The following is an 18,703-nucleotide window of genomic DNA, read 5'->3' as shown; positions in this document are numbered from 1 at the left end:
GAACATTAAGGTCATGAAAATATGCTGCTAGCAACTGCAAGCATCGGTCGTAAACTTTTGTTGTCTTTCATTGCGATGGCAATACTGGTCATGTTATCGGCACTTATTGGTGTGTCTGGATTTTCTTTGGTTGCCAAAACCGAAAGAAATGTCGTGGATTCTGCGATTCCCGCCATGATTGAGGCGAGGCAAGTCTCTGAGTTGAGTACTCGTATTATTTCGTCTGTACAAATGTTGTCGAACGCAAGAAACGAGCAGGAAAGAAAGGAGTCAGGGCGAGTGCTGTTCGAACAGCTCGAGTCTTTACTCACTCACATCAAGGAGCTCGGGAGTGAGTCGTTCGATTCTCAATTGTTAGAAGCTTTAGAGAATAACGTCCAGAACGTTATCGACAATTTGGCAGAACTCGGTGTTTCGGTTGAAAAAAAGCTGTGGCTTGCAAAAGAGATAGATACTCGTGTTGAAGAAATGCGTCTGCTCAGTGAAGAGCTAGAACAACTAACTCGTACGCAAGTTCAGAATACAAGCACCATTGCTGTTGCTAACGTCACGCATATTTATGACTTATTAGAATCGAATAAAAAATCGCAAGTTTATCAGGCGCTAGATGCACTGGTGGAGGTCGATCTTGATTTGACTGAGCGATTGCATGAACTGCACTTGTTGGCCTTTAAAATGTTGAATCAGATTGAAGAGGCTCGGACATTAACGAATATTGAGCGAATTCAACAGGTTCAAAGTGATTTCGATAGCAACCTCAAAATCATGCAACGCCGTGTACTCGCTGTGGAAGATCCTACGCGCTCTAAGCAAATGAGCCAACTGCTCATAGAGCTTGGTAAGCGTCAGGTCGTATTTTCTATACTGATGCAGCAATACGAGAATAACGAACAGTCACAACAACTGATGCAAAAGACATTAGAGTTGTTCTCAGAGCTTAATGGCACGGTCAACAAATTGGTTGATGATTCAAACAAAACCACTACCGTCGCTGTAGACCAATTGACCAGCACACTGAAATTCGCTCAGTGGTCTCTAACCGTTATTTCAATTGTTGGTTTGATTGTATTGGTGCTGATTTTATGGCGTGTGGTGTACCTTTCTGTTGTGAAGCGGTTAGCTGAATATTCCGCTGCGTTGCTGTCTGTGGCGCAGGGTAACTTAGCGGTTGAGTTGGAAGTGAAAGGCAAAGATGAGTTGGCGCATATGGGGCAGGCCATCATCACGGCTCGTAATACCGCGCAAGCACTAAAAGTGGTAGCAGAGGGTGAAGCTCAAGCCAAGCGAGAGCTTGAGGAGCATAAAGAGCATTTAGAAGAGCTCGTTGAGCAGCGCACTTCGCAGTTAAAACAAGCAAACCGCCGTTTGAATGAAGAGGTTTTGAATCACGCTAAAGCTCGCAAGCAAGCAGAGCAAGCGAGCCGAGCAAAATCGGCATTCTTGGCGACGATGAGCCATGAGATAAGAACGCCAATGAACGGAGTGTTGGGGACAGCACGCTTGTTGATTGACTCAGGCCTCAACCCAATTCAAAAGCGTTATGCGGAAATCATTAATCGTAGTGGTAAAACGTTGCTCGCGATCCTTAATGATGTACTGGATTACTCCAAGATTGAAGCGGGGCATTTAGAAATTCGTCACATGGGCTTTGATTTACACCAAATGGTGGAGGACACTTTCCAGTTAATGAACAGTCGAGCACAAGAGAAGAAGCTGCTGTTCTCCTACCATATTGAAAGTGATGTTAGTCGCTACTGGAAAGGGGATGTCACCAGAATCAGTCAGGTGCTGAACAATCTCGTTGGTAACGCGATTAAGTTCACTGACGAAGGAGAAATTGATATCTACGTTAGCCTGAACCCTGAGGACGAGTCGCAAGTCCTGTTTGAAGTATCAGACACTGGAATAGGAATTGCCAAAAAATACCAGAGAACGTTGTTTGATGCCTTCACGCAAGCTGAAGGTGGGATGAGCCAAACTGGAGGCACGGGGCTTGGACTTGCCATCAGTAAGCGAATCATTGAAGCGATGGGCGGTGTTTTAGAAGTCGATTCCGAAGAGGGAAATGGTAGCCGATTCTGGTTCTCTATTCCGTTAGAGGAAAGCGAACCTATTGAAACAGGAACCGTGGCAACCGCACGTTGCAAAGTGAAAGCAAAGGTCTTGCTAGTAGAAGATAATGAAGTCAACCGAGTGGTCGCGGAAGGCTTTCTAGAAAGCATGGGGCACCAAGTCGTGATGGCAGAAAACGGCTCACAAGCAGAGCAACTGATCAGCACACAAGATTTTGATATCGCTTTGGTCGACATCAACCTCCCTGATTGTGATGGAACTGAGTTGATCCAACGCTTAAAGCGGATTGAGTGTGATAAGCCGGCCAATAAAGCGCTTGCCGTCACGCCAATGATTGCAGTGTCTGCGCACGTTTTTGCGGAAGAAGTTGAGCGCTATCTAGCCGCTGGTTTTGACGGATACTTGCCTAAGCCATTGGCAAAAGAGGCACTCGCGGCATTGATTCAGGATGCGCTAGACGGAAAGCCGTTGTTGTTGCCACAAAATGCCGACTGTACCCCGTTTGATCAAATTTCGCCTCAAGAACAAGAGCTACAATCAAAGGTCGTTCAAGCACCTAAAACAAAGGAACCCGATGTGGTTATCATTAATCCGAGCGTGATTGAGTCCGATATGAAAATCTTGGGCAGAGATAAGATGTTGCACATTATTAATCTGTTTAGAGCCACCAGCACCGATGTATTAAGCAAGCTGCAAGCGTCTGCTGAGGACAATGATAGTAAAGAAGTAAAGAACCTTGCCCATAAATTAAAGGGCAGTGCAGGAAGTTTAGGACTAACTGCGCTAATGAACGCTTGCCAAGCAATTGAAGCCGCGCCTCAACCTCTAGATACCTATAATGCGACTAAAGATGATTTAGTTTCTCAAGTGTCTGCATCAATTCAAGCTCTGGATGAGTTAATGGCGAAGTAATCCATCGAGCATTGAAAATAAAAAAACCTCCGGCTTTCCGGAGGTTTTTTCTATTCGGTCATGTCATCTTCCCACTCGAATCGAGTGTCTAGGGCATAAGGGTCATCATCAAAAGGATGTTCCACTTTGCCACGCAAGTATTCGAGTTGATGCTCAAGCATATTGACCGTTTCGTAGTCTCCCTCAGAACAAGCAACGTAAATCTGTTGTTCAAGAGCGGCAATGTTATCTCGGATACCCATGAGAACCCCCTTAAATCATCATCGATTCTCAAAACGATTATAGTCAAGTAATCCAAATTCGATCGGTTGTTTTGTACGGTACCAATTGTGTAAACGATCGCTAAATGACCAGAATTTTTCTGAGCTTCTACGAATCGCAAAATTATCCAATAACTTAACGTAATCGGACTCGTTTTGGATGGCACTAAATTGATCGACAAAATCTTTTACTTGGTTTTCGTTGATCGAGAAAAATGCCGCAGGGTAGCTTCCCACAACGCCGCGTACAATGGTCATATCATCGTTAGCAAAGTCACGGTTACTTTCTTCATCAAACAAGCTAGAGATGTTTGTGTGTGCATTGTTGTGAAGTAAGGTGAACAGTTCATCTTCCCCTGATTGACTTCTCACCATAAGCATAGTGATTTGCGGAACGGTTTTTAGGCCTTCACCACGAACGTGGTCAATACGTTTTAGTTGCTTTTCACTACTCGCAGAAAGAGCCGTGTCTTGAATTTCGTAGCGAGGCAGAAGCACATCTGAAACATGTTCGCTCAACAACTCCACCAACTCTGTTTTTGGATCGTCACTCTTATACTGAACGCTGGTTGGTTGGTTAAACGGCTTCACATTTCGTTGTAAAAAGTCACTCAACTGCGGGCTTTGATCTTTATACCAGCTAGATTGAAGTTCATGGCGCATATCGGCGGGTAACAACGAGATAAAGTTACTTTCGCCTTCTAGACGCAAGAAGTCCATAAACATTCGTGTCATGAGCTGGTGGCCGAAGTTACCGTAAACGTCAAACCCAGCAACAAGCAAATAGTGGATACGCTCTAGTAACGCGTAGTCAAGAATCCACACTGTTTTAGGCTGTTCACCAACTAACCCTTGAACAACAGAAGCACTATCAAAATGGCGGAATATCGTTAATGCCGCATTATGGTTGGTGCCATTACCATCCCAAATTACATCGGTGGATAGGTTTTCACCTTCTTTAAACCAGTTATTAGTGAACTCAGATTTAGCCTCTAGGTAGCGAGCTTGTTGACGCGCGTACTTGACCCAGTTGGTAACAGGTAGCGTGTTACTTTCTTGCTCTGCCGGTAGTTTTAGATTATCAGCCTGAGATCGGTAAAACTCATTTACTTCTGGGATGTCTGCTTTATCTGGATCAAGGAAAAACACCCAAAAGCGATCATTGATAACATTCAATGCCAGTTGGCCACGACAAACTGGGCCTTTGATGTATGCCATTATTGTATTTTGTGCATTATCTAGCATGAACTTAAAGCGCGACTTCACTGGAAGGTCGATGAATGATGTCATCGGGTTTGCAGCAACTTCTGGTTCATAACTCGGTAGCTGACTAACCATGTAATCAGCATCAATAAACCAAGTTTTCCAGTTCTCTATGCGTTGCTTGTTTAACGCGAATGGCATGTGAGTTTTATCTACTATGGTCCCTTGCTCTGGAATAATTCGATAAAACACACGTTCAACCCCTGGATCATCGTACGGGCGACGCGTTGAAATACGTTTGACGGGCTGTCCTGGTGGTGTCGCAGAGCGGACGAGCGTGAAGAATCGGGGATCTTCATCGAGTTCCGAAAAGTAGAGATGAGATAAAAACAAATGCTCATATATATACCTAGCCATCAGCTGATTTTTCAAATCAGAGTGGTTAAGTAATGTTTCGTACTTATCTATTTGCGCTTGCTCATTCTCACTAACAGGTTGGTGAACGTTCATTATTGCGCCGTGTTCCAACCAAGTCATGAGTGTGTGGTATTCACTGTTTGATAGATTTGGCATACCAAAAGGCATGCCCCAGGTTGGGTTATCCTTCTCGTATTGCTCGTATTCTTCAATCGTCGGACAGGTTTGCTCTCGGTCTATCGAAAAGTCAAAGCCTTCTAACTGGACTTGGTCAGGCAATGGGTGGCGCTCTTTTTGTTGTAGCAAACGTGCGATAAGTCCTGCATCAATGTTGGCTGCCATGCTTTGATCACGTTCGTTGAGAACCGGATGAAAACCCGCATCGCGCCACTCTTGGGTTGTTTCTGCATCTTCGAATAAGCGTGTTGGTGCTGCGGCTGTGAGTCTTGTTCCTTCATATACCAGTGCTTTACTCGCACCACGGTCAATGCCCTCAACAGAAGAGAGCTTAAGTTGGCATGGTGCATCGTAGCACGCGTGGCAGACGACACAGCGGTTATCCATAATGGGTTTAACTTCGCTTTGGAAGAAGTTTGCTTGAGGGGTTTCCACGTCAACTGTGCGTTCACGCACGAGCTGTGGACCAAACAGTTGGTCATAGTTAAGACCAGCATAGGTTGCACAGCCGGCAAACAAAGTAGCAATGCAAAGTGTAAAAATTAAGCGCAAATTCATTGAGTTATTTTACGTGATTAGAATTTGCATTAATTAAAGCAAAATAAGCGGTCAATTACCAAAAGTTGGGTCAATTAGCGTTAATTTTTCTGTTGATTGTCTGAGCGCTTGAAAATGTAACCCTGGCGGTGGACTGTCTGAATTCTGTCTGTTGGAACGCCTTCGTGAACTAGACGCTTTCTCATTCTGCTCATGTGCATATCGAGTGCTCGATCATGTTCAGTAAATTCACGTTTTAGTACTGTTTCGTAAAGAAAATGCTTACTAAGCACTTGATCTTGATGGTGAGTGAGAGTTTGCAGCAGCTTAAATTGAATGCTTGTTAACTGAACAGATTTCTTGTTTGGCAAGTAATTGAGTACCACAGAGTGAGTGCGCTTATCTAGTAATAGCTCCTCATCATTATGGTGAACGCCGTTGTGTTGGCATTGGGAAGTTTTTCCATTTGAAACCTTGGAGTCAAGCACACGGGTACCTTAATTATTAATAGTAGTAAAACGTATTATCATTAATATTTATATAAAAGCAATCAGGTACTTTATGAGCACTGTGATATGCGTAGACAATCTTAATACTTGAGATTACCAGTAGTGATGAATGATGCGATGGCGCTCTGAACTAAAGTGCTATTGGAGTGCGTATTAGCTACAAATAACGGTGTAATGTTAGGCAAAGATAGAAAGAATTCTCATTTAGTAAATTCGCTTATCCGCTATTTGTGAACTATACATTCTGTTGCAGGAAGCACTTTTCTAATACACACAGAGGTTTATATGACAGCGAAATATGGCGTTAAACGCCGATTAGCGATTCTTGCCGCCGCTTTAATCGGTGCGACAAGTAGCAGTATCGCAGCAGAGAAACCAAATATTCTCGTCATTTGGGGTGATGATATTGGCCAGTCCAATCTCAGTGCTTACACGTTTGGCTTGATGGGGTACAAAACACCAAATATAGACAGTATCGCCAAAGAAGGCATGATGTTCACTGACTATTACGGTGAGCAATCTTGTACAGCGGGCCGTTCTACTTTCATTACGGGCCAAACCGTTCTTAGAACAGGTTTGAGTAAAGTGGGGCTTCCAGGTGCTGATCTTGGCTTGAAGGAAGAGGACGCAACCATTGCCGAAATGCTGAAGCCGATGGGCTATATGACAGGGCAATTTGGTAAAAACCACTTAGGTGATAAAGATGAGCACCTTCCTACTAATCACGGCTTCGATGAATTTTTTGGCAACCTTTATCACTTGAACGCCGAGGAGGAGCCAGAAAACGTCGATTATCCTAAAGATCCTGAGTTTCGTAAAAAGTTCGGTCCGCGCGGCGTTATCCGTTCGTACGCTGATGGCAAAATTGAGGATACAGGACCTCTAACTCGCAAGCGCATGGAAACCGTGGATGAAGAGACGTTAGATGCGGCACTCGACTTTATGGATCGTGCAGTCAAGGCTGAAAAACCTTTCTTTGTCTGGTGGAACGCAACTCGTATGCACTTCCGTACTCATGTGAAAGAAGAGAACTCTGGAAAAACAGGCATCAGCGAGTATGCAGATGGTATGGTCGAGCATGATAATCATGTAGGTCAGCTGCTGAAAAAAGTGGATGATTTGGGTATTAAAGACAACACAATCGTCTTTTACTCCACCGATAATGGCCCACACATGAACTCGTGGCCAGATGCAGGCACAACGCCATTCCGTGGAGAGAAAAATACCAACTGGGAAGGTGCGTACCGAGTTCCTGCGATGGTACGTTGGCCGGGTAAAATTAAAGCTGGCTCTGTTTCGAATGATATCATGCATCACATGGACTGGATGCCAACGTTCGTTGCTGCCGCGGGTGATGACAATATCAAAGAGAAATTGCTCAAAGGTTATAGTGCGAATGGTAAGAAATTCAAAGTTCACCTAGACGGCTATAACTTCCTACCATATTTGACTGGTAAAGAGGATAAGGCCCCACGTGAAGAAATTTTTTACTTCTCAGATGATGGAGACTTAACTGCACTTCGTTATAACAAATGGAAGCTGGTCTTTATGGAGCAACGAGCAAAAGGTACGTTGCGTATTTGGGCTGAACCATTCACCACACTTCGTGTTCCTAAGATCTTCAACTTGCGTATGGATCCTTACGAAGTGGCTGATATCACTTCTAACACTTACTACGATTGGATGCTAGACCGTGCTTACATGCTTGTTCCTGCGCAAGCTTACGTAGGCAGATTCCTTGAAACGTTTAAAGAGTTCCCACCAAGGCAAAAAGCAGCAAGCTTCTCGCTCGATCAAGTGATGGAGAAACTAAAAGAGAACCCAAATAAGTAAGAAAAGCTAAGTGAAGTTCCACATCTAGAAAGAGGCTCATTAAAGTGAGCCTCTTTTTTTATCTGTAAAATTCTATCTATTAAGGTTTGTAGAAAGCTTGATGAAGAAAACGCCTAACGCTTCAATTGACAAGATTTATAAACAAATTGGTTCGTAGTGGGCTGCCGTTAAGTTGGCTTTGATTTTTTCACGTAGAGCGATGTGGGCTGGGTTGTTTACCTCTCGCTTATGGTAGACGAACTTGTAAGGGATAGAGCGTATCGAAATGGGGCAGGGCAAAATTTGAAGTTTGAGCGCTTTGCTCCACTTGTTTGCAAAAGATTGAGACACGATCCCTAAACTGTCTCTTTGGGCGACATACAGCGCCATGCCCGCTAGCGAAGATGTGATCAAGTCGACTTTTCTTTCTTGAATTGTTTCCTTTGCTAGTTGCTCGAACCCCGACATGTTGTTCCATTTTCCTGAAAATAAACAGTGAGTTTCCTCATAAAATTGCTCTTTTGTGAGCGTGCCGTGTACACGGGGATGGTTCTCACGACAGATAACCACGGCTTCTTCCTCATAGGCATCTTCAATAATAAACGCTGCATCTTTCGTGATCACCGTATCGATTACTAGATCGACTTTTTGTTGTCTTAACAGCTCAAATAATAGGAATTTTTCGGGTGGTGATTCATAAAAAATAGTGTTCTTTATCGGGTCCATAATGTGCAACAAAATTTCCGAACAACACACTTCAAAATGATTTCTATCAGATATCGCATTGTCAATAATACTAACCGCTTGCTGGAATTGCGGCAGTAATTGATAAGCGGTGGAGGTTAGTGCGATACCTCGTCCTTTTTTAACGAATAATTGCTTATCTACGACTTGCTCTAAACGCTTTATTGCAGCGCTCACAGCAGGTTGTGTAAGCCCTAATTGTTCCGCGGCTTTTGTATAAGATTGAAACTCCGCAACAACAAGAAAAGTTTGGATCAAATTCAAGTCCATAACGTCACTCATAAATTTAATTTATAGGTTAACTAATTTTGACTGCATTTATCGCCTGAAATTAGTGCTTTATCTTATATCAACAATGGTATTGAAAAGCGAATACCGTTTTTTACGCACTAGCGAACTCTTGGAGATAATATGAAAAATGCGACCAAAACGAGCAGTAAAAAACTCGTACTTAACGCATGTACGTTAGCATTAGGCGCTGCATCTGCAGTTGCACATGCAGCGGACAAACCCAACATTCTTGTCATCTTTGGTGATGATGTTGGTTACTGGAACCTTAGTACCTATAACCAAGGCATGATGGCGTACAACACGCCAAACATCGATAGCATTGCTAAAGAAGGTGCGAAGTTCACTAACTTCTACGCACAGCAAAGCTCGACAGCAGGCCGTTCTTCATTCATCACTGGTCAAATGCCAAAACGTACAGGTCTATCAAAAGTGGGCTTACCAGGCGCTCCGGAAGGTATCTCGGAAAAAGATCCGACGATTGCAACCGTGCTTAAACAAATGGGTTACGCAACTGGACAATTTGGTAAGAACCATTTAGGTGACCGAGACGAGCATCTTCCTACCAACCACGGTTTTGATGAATTCTTCGGCAACCTATACCATTTGAACGCAGAAGAAGAGCCAGAGAACGTGGATTACCCTAAAGATCCGGAGTTCAAGAAGAAATTTGGCCCTCGTGGCGTTATCCATTCTTACGCTGACGGCAAAATCGAAGATACCGGTCCACTAACGCGTAAGCGTATGGAAAATGTTGATGGTGAGTTTCTTGATGCCGCAGAGAGCTTCATAGAAAAGCAAGTAAAAGCGGACAAGCCGTTCTTTACTTGGTTTAACACCACTCGCATGCACAACTTCACACATGTTCCTGAAGAATACCAAGGCAAAACAGGCGCTGGTTTCTACGCGGATGGTGTTAAGCAGCACGATGACCAAATCGGTCAGCTACTTAACAAGATCAAAGAGTTAGGTGTGGATGACAATACAATCATTGTTTACACCACTGACAACGGCCCTATGGTTGATTTGTGGCCGGATGCTGGGATGACACCGTTCCGCTCAGAGAAAAACACTGGCTGGGAAGGGAGTTTCCGTGTGCCAATGTTGATTAAATGGCCTGGAAAAATTGAGGCAGGTAAAACATTCAACGGCATGATGTCATTAGAGGACTTTTTCCCGACACTAGTTGCTGCGGCAGGTGATACCAAAGTTAAAGACGAATTACTAAAAGGCAAAAAAGTTGGCGATATGGACTACAAAGTTCACCTAGACGGTTACAACCAACTGCCATATTTAACGGGTAAGTCAGACAAATCCGCACGAAATGAGTTCGTTTACTGGAGTGACGACGGCGATCTTGTGGCATTGCGCCAAGGAAAGTACAAGTTCCACTTTATGATTCAAGAGAATGAAACGGGTATGGATGTATGGCGTAAGCCGTTCACTAAACTTCGTGTGCCACTGATCTTTGACTTGAGCATTGATCCATTTGAACGAGGCGATCAAGGCATGGGTTATTCTCGTTGGATGTACGAGCGTTCATTCTTAATGATGCCAGCAATGGATACAGTGAAAGAGGTGATGGGTACATTCAAAGAATTCCCTCCTCGTATGGAAGCAGGTTCGTTCGTACCTAAGTCTTCTAAGTAAATTAAGATTATATAGCGCTTTTTGGAGCGCTATATACCCAAATAGCTTCACTTTTGCTGTACAGCGCTCACGAGGTTATTTGGGTATATGTAATAGTGAGAAACGTATGAGTAAGATTTCCCCTCGCCATTCTACTACTATGCCTATTGTTCCTCTTAAAACGGCGTCTAAAGCGCCGGTTCTGGGCGCGTATGACCGTCGATTCCATGTGATGGCAAAGCCAGGCGGAGCAAAGTGCAACATCGATTGTCAGTACTGCTTTTATCTGCATAAAGAAAATCTACTGCACCAAGAAAAGCAGCCAAAAATGGACGACGCAACACTGGAAGCGTTCGTGAAAAGCTATATCGAAAGTCAGGATGGCGAAGAAATTGTATTCTCATGGCAGGGCGGGGAGCCGACGCTGCTTGGGTTGGACTATTTCCGCAATGTCGTAGCTTTGCAAAAGAAACATCAGCCGAAAGGCGTTCGCATTGAAAACGACCTTCAGACCAACGGCATTTTGCTAAACGATGAATGGTGTGCGTTTTTAAAAGAGCACAACTTCCTAGTTGGCTTGTCGATTGATGGACCACGAGAACTGCACGACAAATATCGCAAAACCCGCAGCGGTAAGCCAACGTTTGATCTCGTGATGAAAGCGGTAGATAAGCTCAAAGCGCATGGCGTGAAATTCAACGCGTTGGTCACGGTGAATCGTCACAATGCGAAATACCCGCTCGAAGTATATCGATTTTTAACCCAAGAATTGGGTGTGACTTATATTCAGTTTGCGCCGGTGGTAGAAGCCAACAACTTCCAAACAACCGCGCCGCAGTTTTGGAACGAACAGATGATCCCAACCAAAGGCAGTGATCTGGCTAAACCGGGGCATCCAATGTCGATTGTAACGGATTGGTCAGTCGATCCTGAAGACTGGGGACGCTTTTTAATGGCGACCTTTGAAGAGTGGGTGAATAACGATCTTGGCCGTGTGCTGGTTAATCTGTTTGAAACCGCGGTGGCGCAAGTAATGGGGAAACCGTCTCAGCTTTGCGTGACGGCGGAGTTTTGTGGCAAAGGGTTGGCGATTGAGCACAATGGCGACGTGTTCAGTTGCGACCACTATGTGTATCCAGAATACAAACTCGCCAACATTCATGAACACTCACTGAATGAAATGGCCTTCTCTACAAGACAATATACTTTTGGCATGGCAAAACGCGATTCATTGCCGACGTATTGTAAGCAATGCCCTTACTTGCCTTATTGTTGGGGTGAGTGCCCAAAAAACCGTTTGATCAAAACGCCGAATGGTGAGAGTGGTCTAAACTATTTGTGTTCGGGAATCAAAATGTTCTTTGATTATGCGTTACCGATGTTGGTTGGTCTTGCACAACTTCTCCAATCTCAAGAACCGCAAAGATAACATAGTGAATATAACCTTAAGTTATTTCATTTGTTCTTATACTTAACTATCGAAAAGACGGCTTAAACCATTGAAAAGGTATCCTATGAACCACGCACAACAAGCGATAAAAGAACTCATCGAACAAACAGAAAAAAGCGTCATTGGACAAAGCCACGTGGTTCGAGCTTTAGTCATCGGGTTATTAACAAATGGGCATATTCTGCTAGAAGGTTTACCGGGAACGGCAAAAACACGTTCCGTAAAATCTTTGGCGAACTTGTTAAACACCAGTTTTGGTCGAATCCAGTTTACGCCGGATCTTTTACCATCTGACGTGACGGGTACTGAGGTTTATCAAGAGCTGGATGGTAAGCCGCAACTCCATTTTCAGCCAGGGCCAATTTTTAACAGCATTGTACTTGCTGATGAGGTCAACCGTGCACCAGCCAAAGTACAAGCGGCACTGCTTGAAGCCATGGCCGAAGGCACAATAACGGTAGGCGATAAAACTCACGTATTGCCAGACTTATTTATGGTGCTTGCAACGCAAAACCCTGTAGAGCAAGAGGGCACGTACCCGCTGCCAGAAGCGCAAATGGACCGCTTTATCATGAAGGTTACCGTCGATTATCCAGAAGATGACGCCGAACGTGACATCATTCGTTTGGTGCGCAGTGAAGAATTGGGTGCGGAAACCAGCAGCGAAATTATTACGCCAAAACACATCGAGCCAGACGTGGTGCTAGAAGCGCGCCGTCAGTTACCAAACATCGTGGTATCGGACCTAGTGGAAAACTACATCGTTGCGTTAGTGATGGCGACTCGTAAGCCAGAGCGTTATGCCGATTCAAACTTAGCAAAATGGATTGAGATTGGCTCTAGTCCTCGTGCTTCCATCGCACTCGACAAATGCGCTCGTGCGTATGCGTGGATGCAAGGACGTGACCATGTGACTCCTGACGATGTGCGTGCCATGGTTCCGTCTGTATTGGGCCACCGTTTTTCTTTGACCTACGACGCACTAGCAGACGGAGTCGATCACCAACGAGTCGTACAAGAGCTGCTAGATTGTGTAGAAATTGGGTAAGTGGGAGGCATTATGGCTAAGCCAACTCTTGCGCCAAAATCACAGGGGATGGATCCCCGTTTGTACTGCGATTACGCTCGTTTAGTACGTCTGCAAGCACAAGCAGAATCATTCAGTTTACTTCCTCACCTAAAGGCGGGTAGCGTACTCTCTGGCCGACACAATTCGTTGTTTCGCGGTCGTGGATTGAACTTCGAAGAGCTGCGCCATTACCAATTGGGTGACGATATTCGTAACCTTGATTGGAAAGTTACGATGCGTACGGGTAAGCCGCATGTACGCAGTTATACAGAAGAAAAAGATCGCAACGTAATCGTGTGTGTCGACCAGAGAAGCACAATGTTTTTTGCTTCGACGCAAGTAATGAAATCAGTTGTCGCGGCAGAGATCGCAGCGATGTGTGGGTGGCGAGTATTAAAAGATGGCGACCGAGTCGGTTTTGTCATCGCATCCCAGCAGGCGTTGTTTCACAGCAAGGCACAGCGTTCGCAAAACGATCTTCTGGCGCAACTTAAACGTCTCGCTAAAGCCAATCAATCGCTCAATGTGGACTCCCGCAATTCCGAAAAAGTAACGTTCAGTCAATGGATTGAGCTTATTAAACGCATGAAGCTCAAGCAATCCACTTTGATTTTTATCAGCGACTGGAGCGACTGCGAGGAGCACCACCTTGATCACCTTAAACAGCTACAACAGCACAACGATGTTCTTGCTGTGATGGTCAGTGACCCATTAGAACAAGCGCTACCAGACGATTTGGCAAAATCGAAATGGGTGGTTGGTGATGGGCAGTATCAACTCAATTTAGACAGCAACGCAAAGGTAGAAGCTGCGAGCGCAAAGCTTGAGGCTCGAACTAGCTTACAGCGTCAATCACTCTCTCAACTTATGGCGATGAAACACCTTCCGCACATCGAACTCGATACGACAGGTGAGCACATTAAACAATTCCAAAAACTGGTAGGAGGGCGTTAAATGAGTGATCTTCCTACGCCTCCGAGTACCTACATACTCAGAGAGCTGCATGATGTGGCTGTACCATCTAGCGTGAGTTGGTACCCGCAAACTATTGGCTGGAAAATTTTAGCGGCGGTTGTGCTCATTGCATTGGTGTATGTCGTATATCGATTGGCTCGGCAATGGTGGCATAATCGTTACCGAAAAGAAGCTCTACTGGCGATTTCGCAAATCAAATCGAGCGACAAAGACATGCCAAAAGTATTGTTCTCTGTGCTTAAAGTAGTGCTGATTCATATTGATAGCCGCAACGCGAAATTGTTTGATACCGCCTTTCTGCGCAAGCTCGATGCGCTGTATCCGCAAACCGAAGATTCTCAAGCAAACTCGCAAATGGTTTTTAACGATGAGCTTTCAAAGTGCTGGCTACAAAGTATTGTTGACCCAAGCGTTACGCTAACCAACGAAGAGCGAGTAACGCTTATTGCTCGTGCGAAAAACTGGGTGAGTGAGCACCGTTGTGATGCTCAAAAAAGCGCGGCAAATAAATCACCACGATTGAAACGCAAAGCACATCAGGGAGGTCAACATGAATGATCTTCTTGCATCGATAACTGGTTTGTCAGGTTTTGAATTTGCTCACCCAATGTGGTTTCTGGTTTTGCCCTTGCCGTTGGTGGTGTACTACTTGGTGCCCGCATATCGCACTAAGCAAATGGCGATCAAAGTGCCGTTTTTTAGTCAGCTGGTGGAAGCGATTGGCGAGACGCCATCAGAAGGTGCAAGCCAGTTGACCCCGAGTTGGTGGCAACGAGCAACGTTAATTCTTTCATGGCTTTTGGTGGTGTGTGCGATGGCAAAACCCACCGTGTTAGGCGAGCCTCAAGTTCGCGAGAGTTTAGGCCGCGATGTGATGGTGGTGGTGGATCTTTCGGGCTCCATGGCCGAGCCAGATTTCACCTCACGTACAGGCGAAAAAATTTCTCGTCTTGATGCGGCAAAAGAAGTGCTGTCGGAGTTTGTTCAGTCTCGTAAAGGTGACCGATTAGGCTTGGTGCTTTTTGGTGATGCTGCTTTCGTGCAAACGCCATTTACCGCAGACCAAAAAGTGTGGCTCGAACTGCTTAACCAAACCGATGTGGCAATGGCAGGGCAGAGTACCCATCTTGGTGATGCGATTGGCTTAGCGATTAAAGTTTTTGAGCAAAGCGATCAGTCGCGTGGTGCTTTAGAACAAGACCAAAACCGTGAAAAAGTCGCGATTGTATTAACCGATGGTAACGACACGGGCAGTTTTGTTGAACCGATTGATGCGGCGAAAGTTGCGAAAGCCAAAGGCGTGAGAGTACACGTCATTGCGATGGGCGATCCGGAAACGATAGGTGAAACCGCGTTGGATATGGACACGATTCATCGCATTGCGAAAGAATCCGGCGGTGAAGCGTTTGAAGCACTCAACCGTGATGAACTATCGGCTGCCTACGACGAAATTGGCAAACTGGAACCTCAACTTTACGAAAGCACCACATACCGCCCAAAACAAAGCCTTCATCATTACTTGATGGCGTTAGTGGTCATCATGCATTTGCTCGCGTTCAGCGTCGCAACACTCAAAAGAAGGGCTGTTACACGATCATCATTAGGAGATAGCGATGTTTGATTCTCTTAGTTGGACGCAATTCTTTACGCAGTTTCATTTTATTCGACCACTGTGGTTACTGGCTTTGGTCCCCATGTTTTTCTTGGTGTGGTTACGCTGGCGAGAAGAAAGCAAGCCAAGCTGGAAGGATATTCTGCCCGAACATTTACGCAATGCTTTGACGATAGGTGAGCGAGGTTGGCGTAAGCAACTGCCGCTTAAGCTCTTGATGCTGATTGTGTTCATCGCCATTGTGATTTGTGCAGGCCCAACGTGGCAACGTGAATCTTCCCCCTTTGGCGAAGATAAAGCCTCTCTGCTGGTGGTGCTTGATAACAGCGAATCGATGCTGCAAAAAGATCTCCCACCAAACCGCCTTGAGCGTTCCAAACAGAAAATACGCGATTTGCTAGCCGTGCGAAAAGGCGGAAAAACGGGGTTAGTCGTGTTTGCGGGCAGTGCTCATGTCGCGATGCCTATAACTCAAGACAGTAAAGTATTTGACCCGTTTTTGGCGGCCATTACGCCAGAAATTATGCCCGTGCAAGGTAAGCTTGCCGAAAAAGCCTTGCCGTTAATTGACCAACAATTGCAAGGTCAACCAGGCTCTACCGTTCTGTTGGTGAGTGATGGCGTTAATCCAGCCACGATTGAGCAATACCAAGCGTATTTCTCGGGCAAATCTTATCAACTGTTAATTCTTGCGGCAGGGAATGCTGACATTGTGAGTAACAACCCAATGGATTTGGATTCTCTACAAGAACTGGCTAGTCAGGCTAACGGTCGATTGGTGGAAGTGACCGTCGATAATAGTGATATCGAGCAACTGAATCGATACGTTGAGCGCAATATGCAGCTTAATGGCGAATCTTCAATGCCTTGGAAAGACATGGGGTATCAAATTCTGTTCCCAATCGCGCTGATCATGATGCTGTGGTTTAGAAAAGGGTGGTTAGTGCAGTGGTGCGTGATTGTAATGGTGAGCGGCACGTTATTGATGCCAACAAGTGCATTGGCCGAGAACATTTCAGTTAAAGCCGAGCAGCCACAAGTTGTGCAAAAAGTGACGGCTTTCGACAAGGTGGCGCAATGGTGGTGGGATTTGTGGCTAACGCCAGATCAACAAGGACAGCGTTTGTTCAACCAACAAGCGTATTTAGAAGCTGCAAAACACTTTGTCGATCCATTACGTAAAGGCACGGCGTACTACTACGCTAGCGAGTTTGAGCTCGCGCACAGTGCGTTTTTGGAAATGCAAAACGACCCGTCCGAAGAGGTTAGAGATTACGGTCTTTACAATGCGGCGAGCGCATTGGCGCGTCAGCGAGAATATTTGGCTGCTCGTGACTTGTTAAAATCCCTAGCCAGTAAGCCAACGTTGAGCGAGTCGTTAAGACCTGATGTTGAGCACAACTTGAAAGTGATTGCTGGCATCGTCGATGAGATAAATCAGATGAGTGAAAGTCAAGCCGGAACAGAGCAAGAGGCGTCAACCGAGCTAGGCGACAACCCTCAAACCGCAGAAGGGGCGGATGAAAAAACGTCAGCGGAGTTGATGATTAAAGAGACGTTAAGTGCAGACGACATCTTAGGTAGCCAAGAATTAGCCGACAAATGGTTAAAGCGAGTCGAAGCGGATCCTAAATACTTCTTAAATGCGAAGTTTCAGATTCAATTGCGTTCAATAGAAACCGGAGAATCAACCTCTACTGCGAACGAAAATACAGAGGAGGCGGTGCAATGATGAAAAGCCACCGTTTTACGCACTTTGCTTTACCCTTGTGGTTAGTTATCTGTTTCGGTTTCCTCCTGAGCAGTAGTGTGTTGGCTCAAGATATTCGTGACGTTCAACGAGAGCATGGTGTTGAGTTACAAGCGTGGGTTGGTAAACAACCAACGGCTGGAGAGAAGCGGAAAACACCAAGTTTTAGCGTCAATGAGCAAGTTATTTTAACCATCGAAGTGGCAACGCCGCGTTGGTTTACGGGTGGTACGAGAATTGGCAATATTGAAATACCCAATGTTATCGCCAAACAGCGTAATCAACTAGCAACCAACTTTACTGAGCAAAAAGAGGGACAAACTTGGTCGCGTCAACGCTGGGAAGTGACTTTGTATCCTCAAGCTTCTGGTGATTTTGTGATTCCACCTGTCGCAGTGGGCGTTCAGGTGTCGGCGCCGGACGGCGAGAAGGTGTCAGGCACACTTTACACCCAGCCGATTAAGTTCAAAACCGTATTGCCATCGGGCCTGCTGAGTGGTGAGACACCTTGGTTTTCTGCAACAGATGTAGAGGTAAAGCAAGAGTGGGATACCTCCACTGAGTCACTCAAAGTTGGGGATGCAATCACGCGTAAAATCACCATTTCGGCTCAAGATTCACTATCTGTATTGCTACCAGACTTGTTGAAAGGAGAATCAACAACCCGTTATCAAGCGTATCCTCAACCCCACCGTTTGACAGATACGCAAACACGTGGTGATTACCAGTCAACACGCACAGAAGAGAGCGTGTACGTGATTCAACAAGGTGGTGAATTAACCCTGTCGGATTATGAGTTCCGTTGGTGGAACAGTAAGACTCAGCAAGTGGAAACGGTGATGTTAGAGGGCAAAACTTTTGCCGCGAAGCACACGTTGAAGTCCTTCATCAGAACGTACTTTGAATGGATTGTTTCCACGCTTGTGTTGCTGGGTTTTGTGATTATTTCATTGGTAGCCATTAAACGTTACTACCGCAACAGACCGACACCAGCATGGCTGACGTTCCACCGTTTGTTAAAGGCTAAACGTTGGTCTGAAGCAAGGACCATATTGTACAAACAATTGCGTTTAAATACGGCCGAGCTAGAAATGACCAAAGCCGATACGAGTGAATCGTGGCAAAAAAGTGCGTCGCGAATGCAAAATGGTGAAAATAGCGCTCATTTACTGAAGTCGATGTGGCGCAAAGTCCAGACCAAACAAAAACGCTTTAAATTCCGTATTCCGCGAGCGTTACCAGAACTGGACAAAGTCATTGGAAGAGATGACAATGAATAAAACGGG

Annotated in this window: 14 protein-coding genes; 10 read left to right on the top strand and 4 right to left on the bottom strand. The window is 45.3% G+C overall.

Annotated features, from left to right (window positions below; all coding sequences use genetic code 11):
- Positions 1-21: 21 nt before the first annotated feature.
- A complete protein-coding gene (gene torS, locus R7P72_RS01505; protein ID WP_005376567.1) occupies positions 22-2,985 on the top strand; it encodes a TMAO reductase system sensor histidine kinase/response regulator TorS in 2,964 nt (987 codons plus the stop codon).
- 50 nt (positions 2,986-3,035) lie between these two features.
- Here the strand turns inward: torS and R7P72_RS01500 are convergent, their stop codons facing one another.
- From R7P72_RS01500 to R7P72_RS01490, 3 genes are all read right to left on the bottom strand, one after another.
- Positions 3,036-3,227, bottom strand: a complete 192-nt coding sequence (locus tag R7P72_RS01500) for a hypothetical protein (RefSeq protein ID WP_005376565.1) — start codon at positions 3,225-3,227, stop codon at positions 3,036-3,038.
- Between the two features lie 18 nt (positions 3,228-3,245).
- Positions 3,246-5,600 carry a fatty acid cis/trans isomerase gene (locus R7P72_RS01495; protein WP_005376562.1) on the bottom strand — a complete coding sequence of 785 codons (2,355 nt, stop codon included), beginning with the start codon at positions 5,598-5,600 and terminating at the stop codon, positions 3,246-3,248.
- 80 nt (positions 5,601-5,680) lie between these two features.
- Entirely contained in the window at positions 5,681-6,067 is a 387-nt protein-coding gene (locus R7P72_RS01490) for a winged helix-turn-helix domain-containing protein (RefSeq protein ID WP_005376561.1), read from the bottom strand.
- 306 nt (positions 6,068-6,373) lie between these two features.
- On the opposite strand from R7P72_RS01490, the gene R7P72_RS01485 reads away from it, so the two are divergent.
- A complete protein-coding gene (locus R7P72_RS01485) occupies positions 6,374-7,921 on the top strand; it encodes an arylsulfatase (RefSeq protein WP_005376560.1) in 1,548 nt (515 codons plus the stop codon).
- A 135-nt stretch (positions 7,922-8,056) separates the two neighbouring features.
- Here R7P72_RS01485 and R7P72_RS01480 read toward each other — a convergent pair whose 3' ends face one another.
- Positions 8,057-8,914, bottom strand: coding sequence for a LysR family transcriptional regulator (locus R7P72_RS01480; protein WP_005376559.1), 858 nt, complete (start codon positions 8,912-8,914; stop codon positions 8,057-8,059).
- A gap of 141 nt (positions 8,915-9,055) precedes the next feature.
- Between R7P72_RS01480 and R7P72_RS01475 the strand changes: the two genes are divergently transcribed.
- From R7P72_RS01475 to R7P72_RS01440, 8 genes are all read left to right on the top strand, one after another.
- Positions 9,056-10,582, top strand: a complete 1,527-nt coding sequence (locus tag R7P72_RS01475) for an arylsulfatase (protein WP_085569083.1) — start codon at positions 9,056-9,058, stop codon at positions 10,580-10,582.
- 106 nt (positions 10,583-10,688) lie between these two features.
- The gene (locus R7P72_RS01470) at positions 10,689-11,990 is read left to right on the top strand and encodes an anaerobic sulfatase maturase (protein WP_053303500.1); all 1,302 of its coding nucleotides are present in this window, start codon (positions 10,689-10,691) and stop codon (positions 11,988-11,990) included.
- A gap of 85 nt (positions 11,991-12,075) precedes the next feature.
- Positions 12,076-13,059, top strand: coding sequence for an AAA family ATPase (locus R7P72_RS01465; protein ID WP_005376549.1), 984 nt, complete (start codon positions 12,076-12,078; stop codon positions 13,057-13,059).
- A 12-nt stretch (positions 13,060-13,071) separates the two neighbouring features.
- Positions 13,072-14,034: a DUF58 domain-containing protein gene (locus R7P72_RS01460; protein ID WP_005376547.1), complete on the top strand. Its 963-nt coding sequence runs from the start codon at positions 13,072-13,074 to the stop codon at positions 14,032-14,034.
- Positions 14,035-14,613 carry a DUF4381 domain-containing protein gene (locus tag R7P72_RS01455; protein ID WP_005376546.1) on the top strand — a complete coding sequence of 193 codons (579 nt, stop codon included), beginning with the start codon at positions 14,035-14,037 and terminating at the stop codon, positions 14,611-14,613.
- Positions 14,606-15,676 (top strand): vWA domain-containing protein, encoded by a 1,071-nt coding sequence (locus R7P72_RS01450; RefSeq protein ID WP_005376545.1) that lies wholly within the window; start codon positions 14,606-14,608, stop codon positions 15,674-15,676. Before R7P72_RS01455 ends, R7P72_RS01450 begins: the two co-directional genes overlap by 8 nt.
- Positions 15,669-17,399, top strand: coding sequence for a vWA domain-containing protein (locus R7P72_RS01445; protein WP_206954607.1), 1,731 nt, complete (start codon positions 15,669-15,671; stop codon positions 17,397-17,399). Before R7P72_RS01450 ends, R7P72_RS01445 begins: the two co-directional genes overlap by 8 nt.
- Positions 17,396-18,697, top strand: coding sequence for a BatD family protein (locus R7P72_RS01440; protein ID WP_005376543.1), 1,302 nt, complete (start codon positions 17,396-17,398; stop codon positions 18,695-18,697). The genes R7P72_RS01445 and R7P72_RS01440 overlap by 4 nt, the downstream gene beginning before the upstream one ends.
- The last annotated feature ends 6 nt before the right edge of the window (positions 18,698-18,703 follow it).

It is taken from the genome of Vibrio sp. Vb0888 (assembly GCF_033338835.1).
Lineage (GTDB): Bacteria > Pseudomonadota > Gammaproteobacteria > Enterobacterales > Vibrionaceae > Vibrio > Vibrio alginolyticus.
This window is presented reverse-complemented; position numbering and strand designations above follow the sequence as displayed.

Excerpts from the sequence above, each read along its gene's own strand:
- torS (WP_005376567.1), top strand. The coding sequence starts at position 22 with ATGCTGCTAGCAACTGCAAGCATCGGTCGTAAACTTTTGTTGTCTTTC.
- R7P72_RS01500 (WP_005376565.1), bottom strand. The coding sequence starts at position 3,227 with ATGGGTATCCGAGATAACATTGCCGCTCTTGAACAACAGATTTACGTT.
- R7P72_RS01495 (WP_005376562.1), bottom strand. The coding sequence starts at position 5,600 with ATGAATTTGCGCTTAATTTTTACACTTTGCATTGCTACTTTGTTTGCC.
- R7P72_RS01485 (WP_005376560.1), top strand. The coding sequence starts at position 6,374 with ATGACAGCGAAATATGGCGTTAAACGCCGATTAGCGATTCTTGCCGCC.
- R7P72_RS01480 (WP_005376559.1), bottom strand. The coding sequence starts at position 8,914 with ATGGACTTGAATTTGATCCAAACTTTTCTTGTTGTTGCGGAGTTTCAA.
- R7P72_RS01475 (WP_085569083.1), top strand. The coding sequence starts at position 9,056 with ATGAAAAATGCGACCAAAACGAGCAGTAAAAAACTCGTACTTAACGCA.
- R7P72_RS01470 (WP_053303500.1), top strand. The coding sequence starts at position 10,689 with ATGAGTAAGATTTCCCCTCGCCATTCTACTACTATGCCTATTGTTCCT.
- R7P72_RS01465 (WP_005376549.1), top strand. The coding sequence starts at position 12,076 with ATGAACCACGCACAACAAGCGATAAAAGAACTCATCGAACAAACAGAA.
- R7P72_RS01460 (WP_005376547.1), top strand. The coding sequence starts at position 13,072 with ATGGCTAAGCCAACTCTTGCGCCAAAATCACAGGGGATGGATCCCCGT.
- R7P72_RS01455 (WP_005376546.1), top strand. The coding sequence starts at position 14,035 with ATGAGTGATCTTCCTACGCCTCCGAGTACCTACATACTCAGAGAGCTG.
- R7P72_RS01450 (WP_005376545.1), top strand. The coding sequence starts at position 14,606 with ATGAATGATCTTCTTGCATCGATAACTGGTTTGTCAGGTTTTGAATTT.
- R7P72_RS01445 (WP_206954607.1), top strand. The coding sequence starts at position 15,669 with ATGTTTGATTCTCTTAGTTGGACGCAATTCTTTACGCAGTTTCATTTT.
- R7P72_RS01440 (WP_005376543.1), top strand. The coding sequence starts at position 17,396 with ATGATGAAAAGCCACCGTTTTACGCACTTTGCTTTACCCTTGTGGTTA.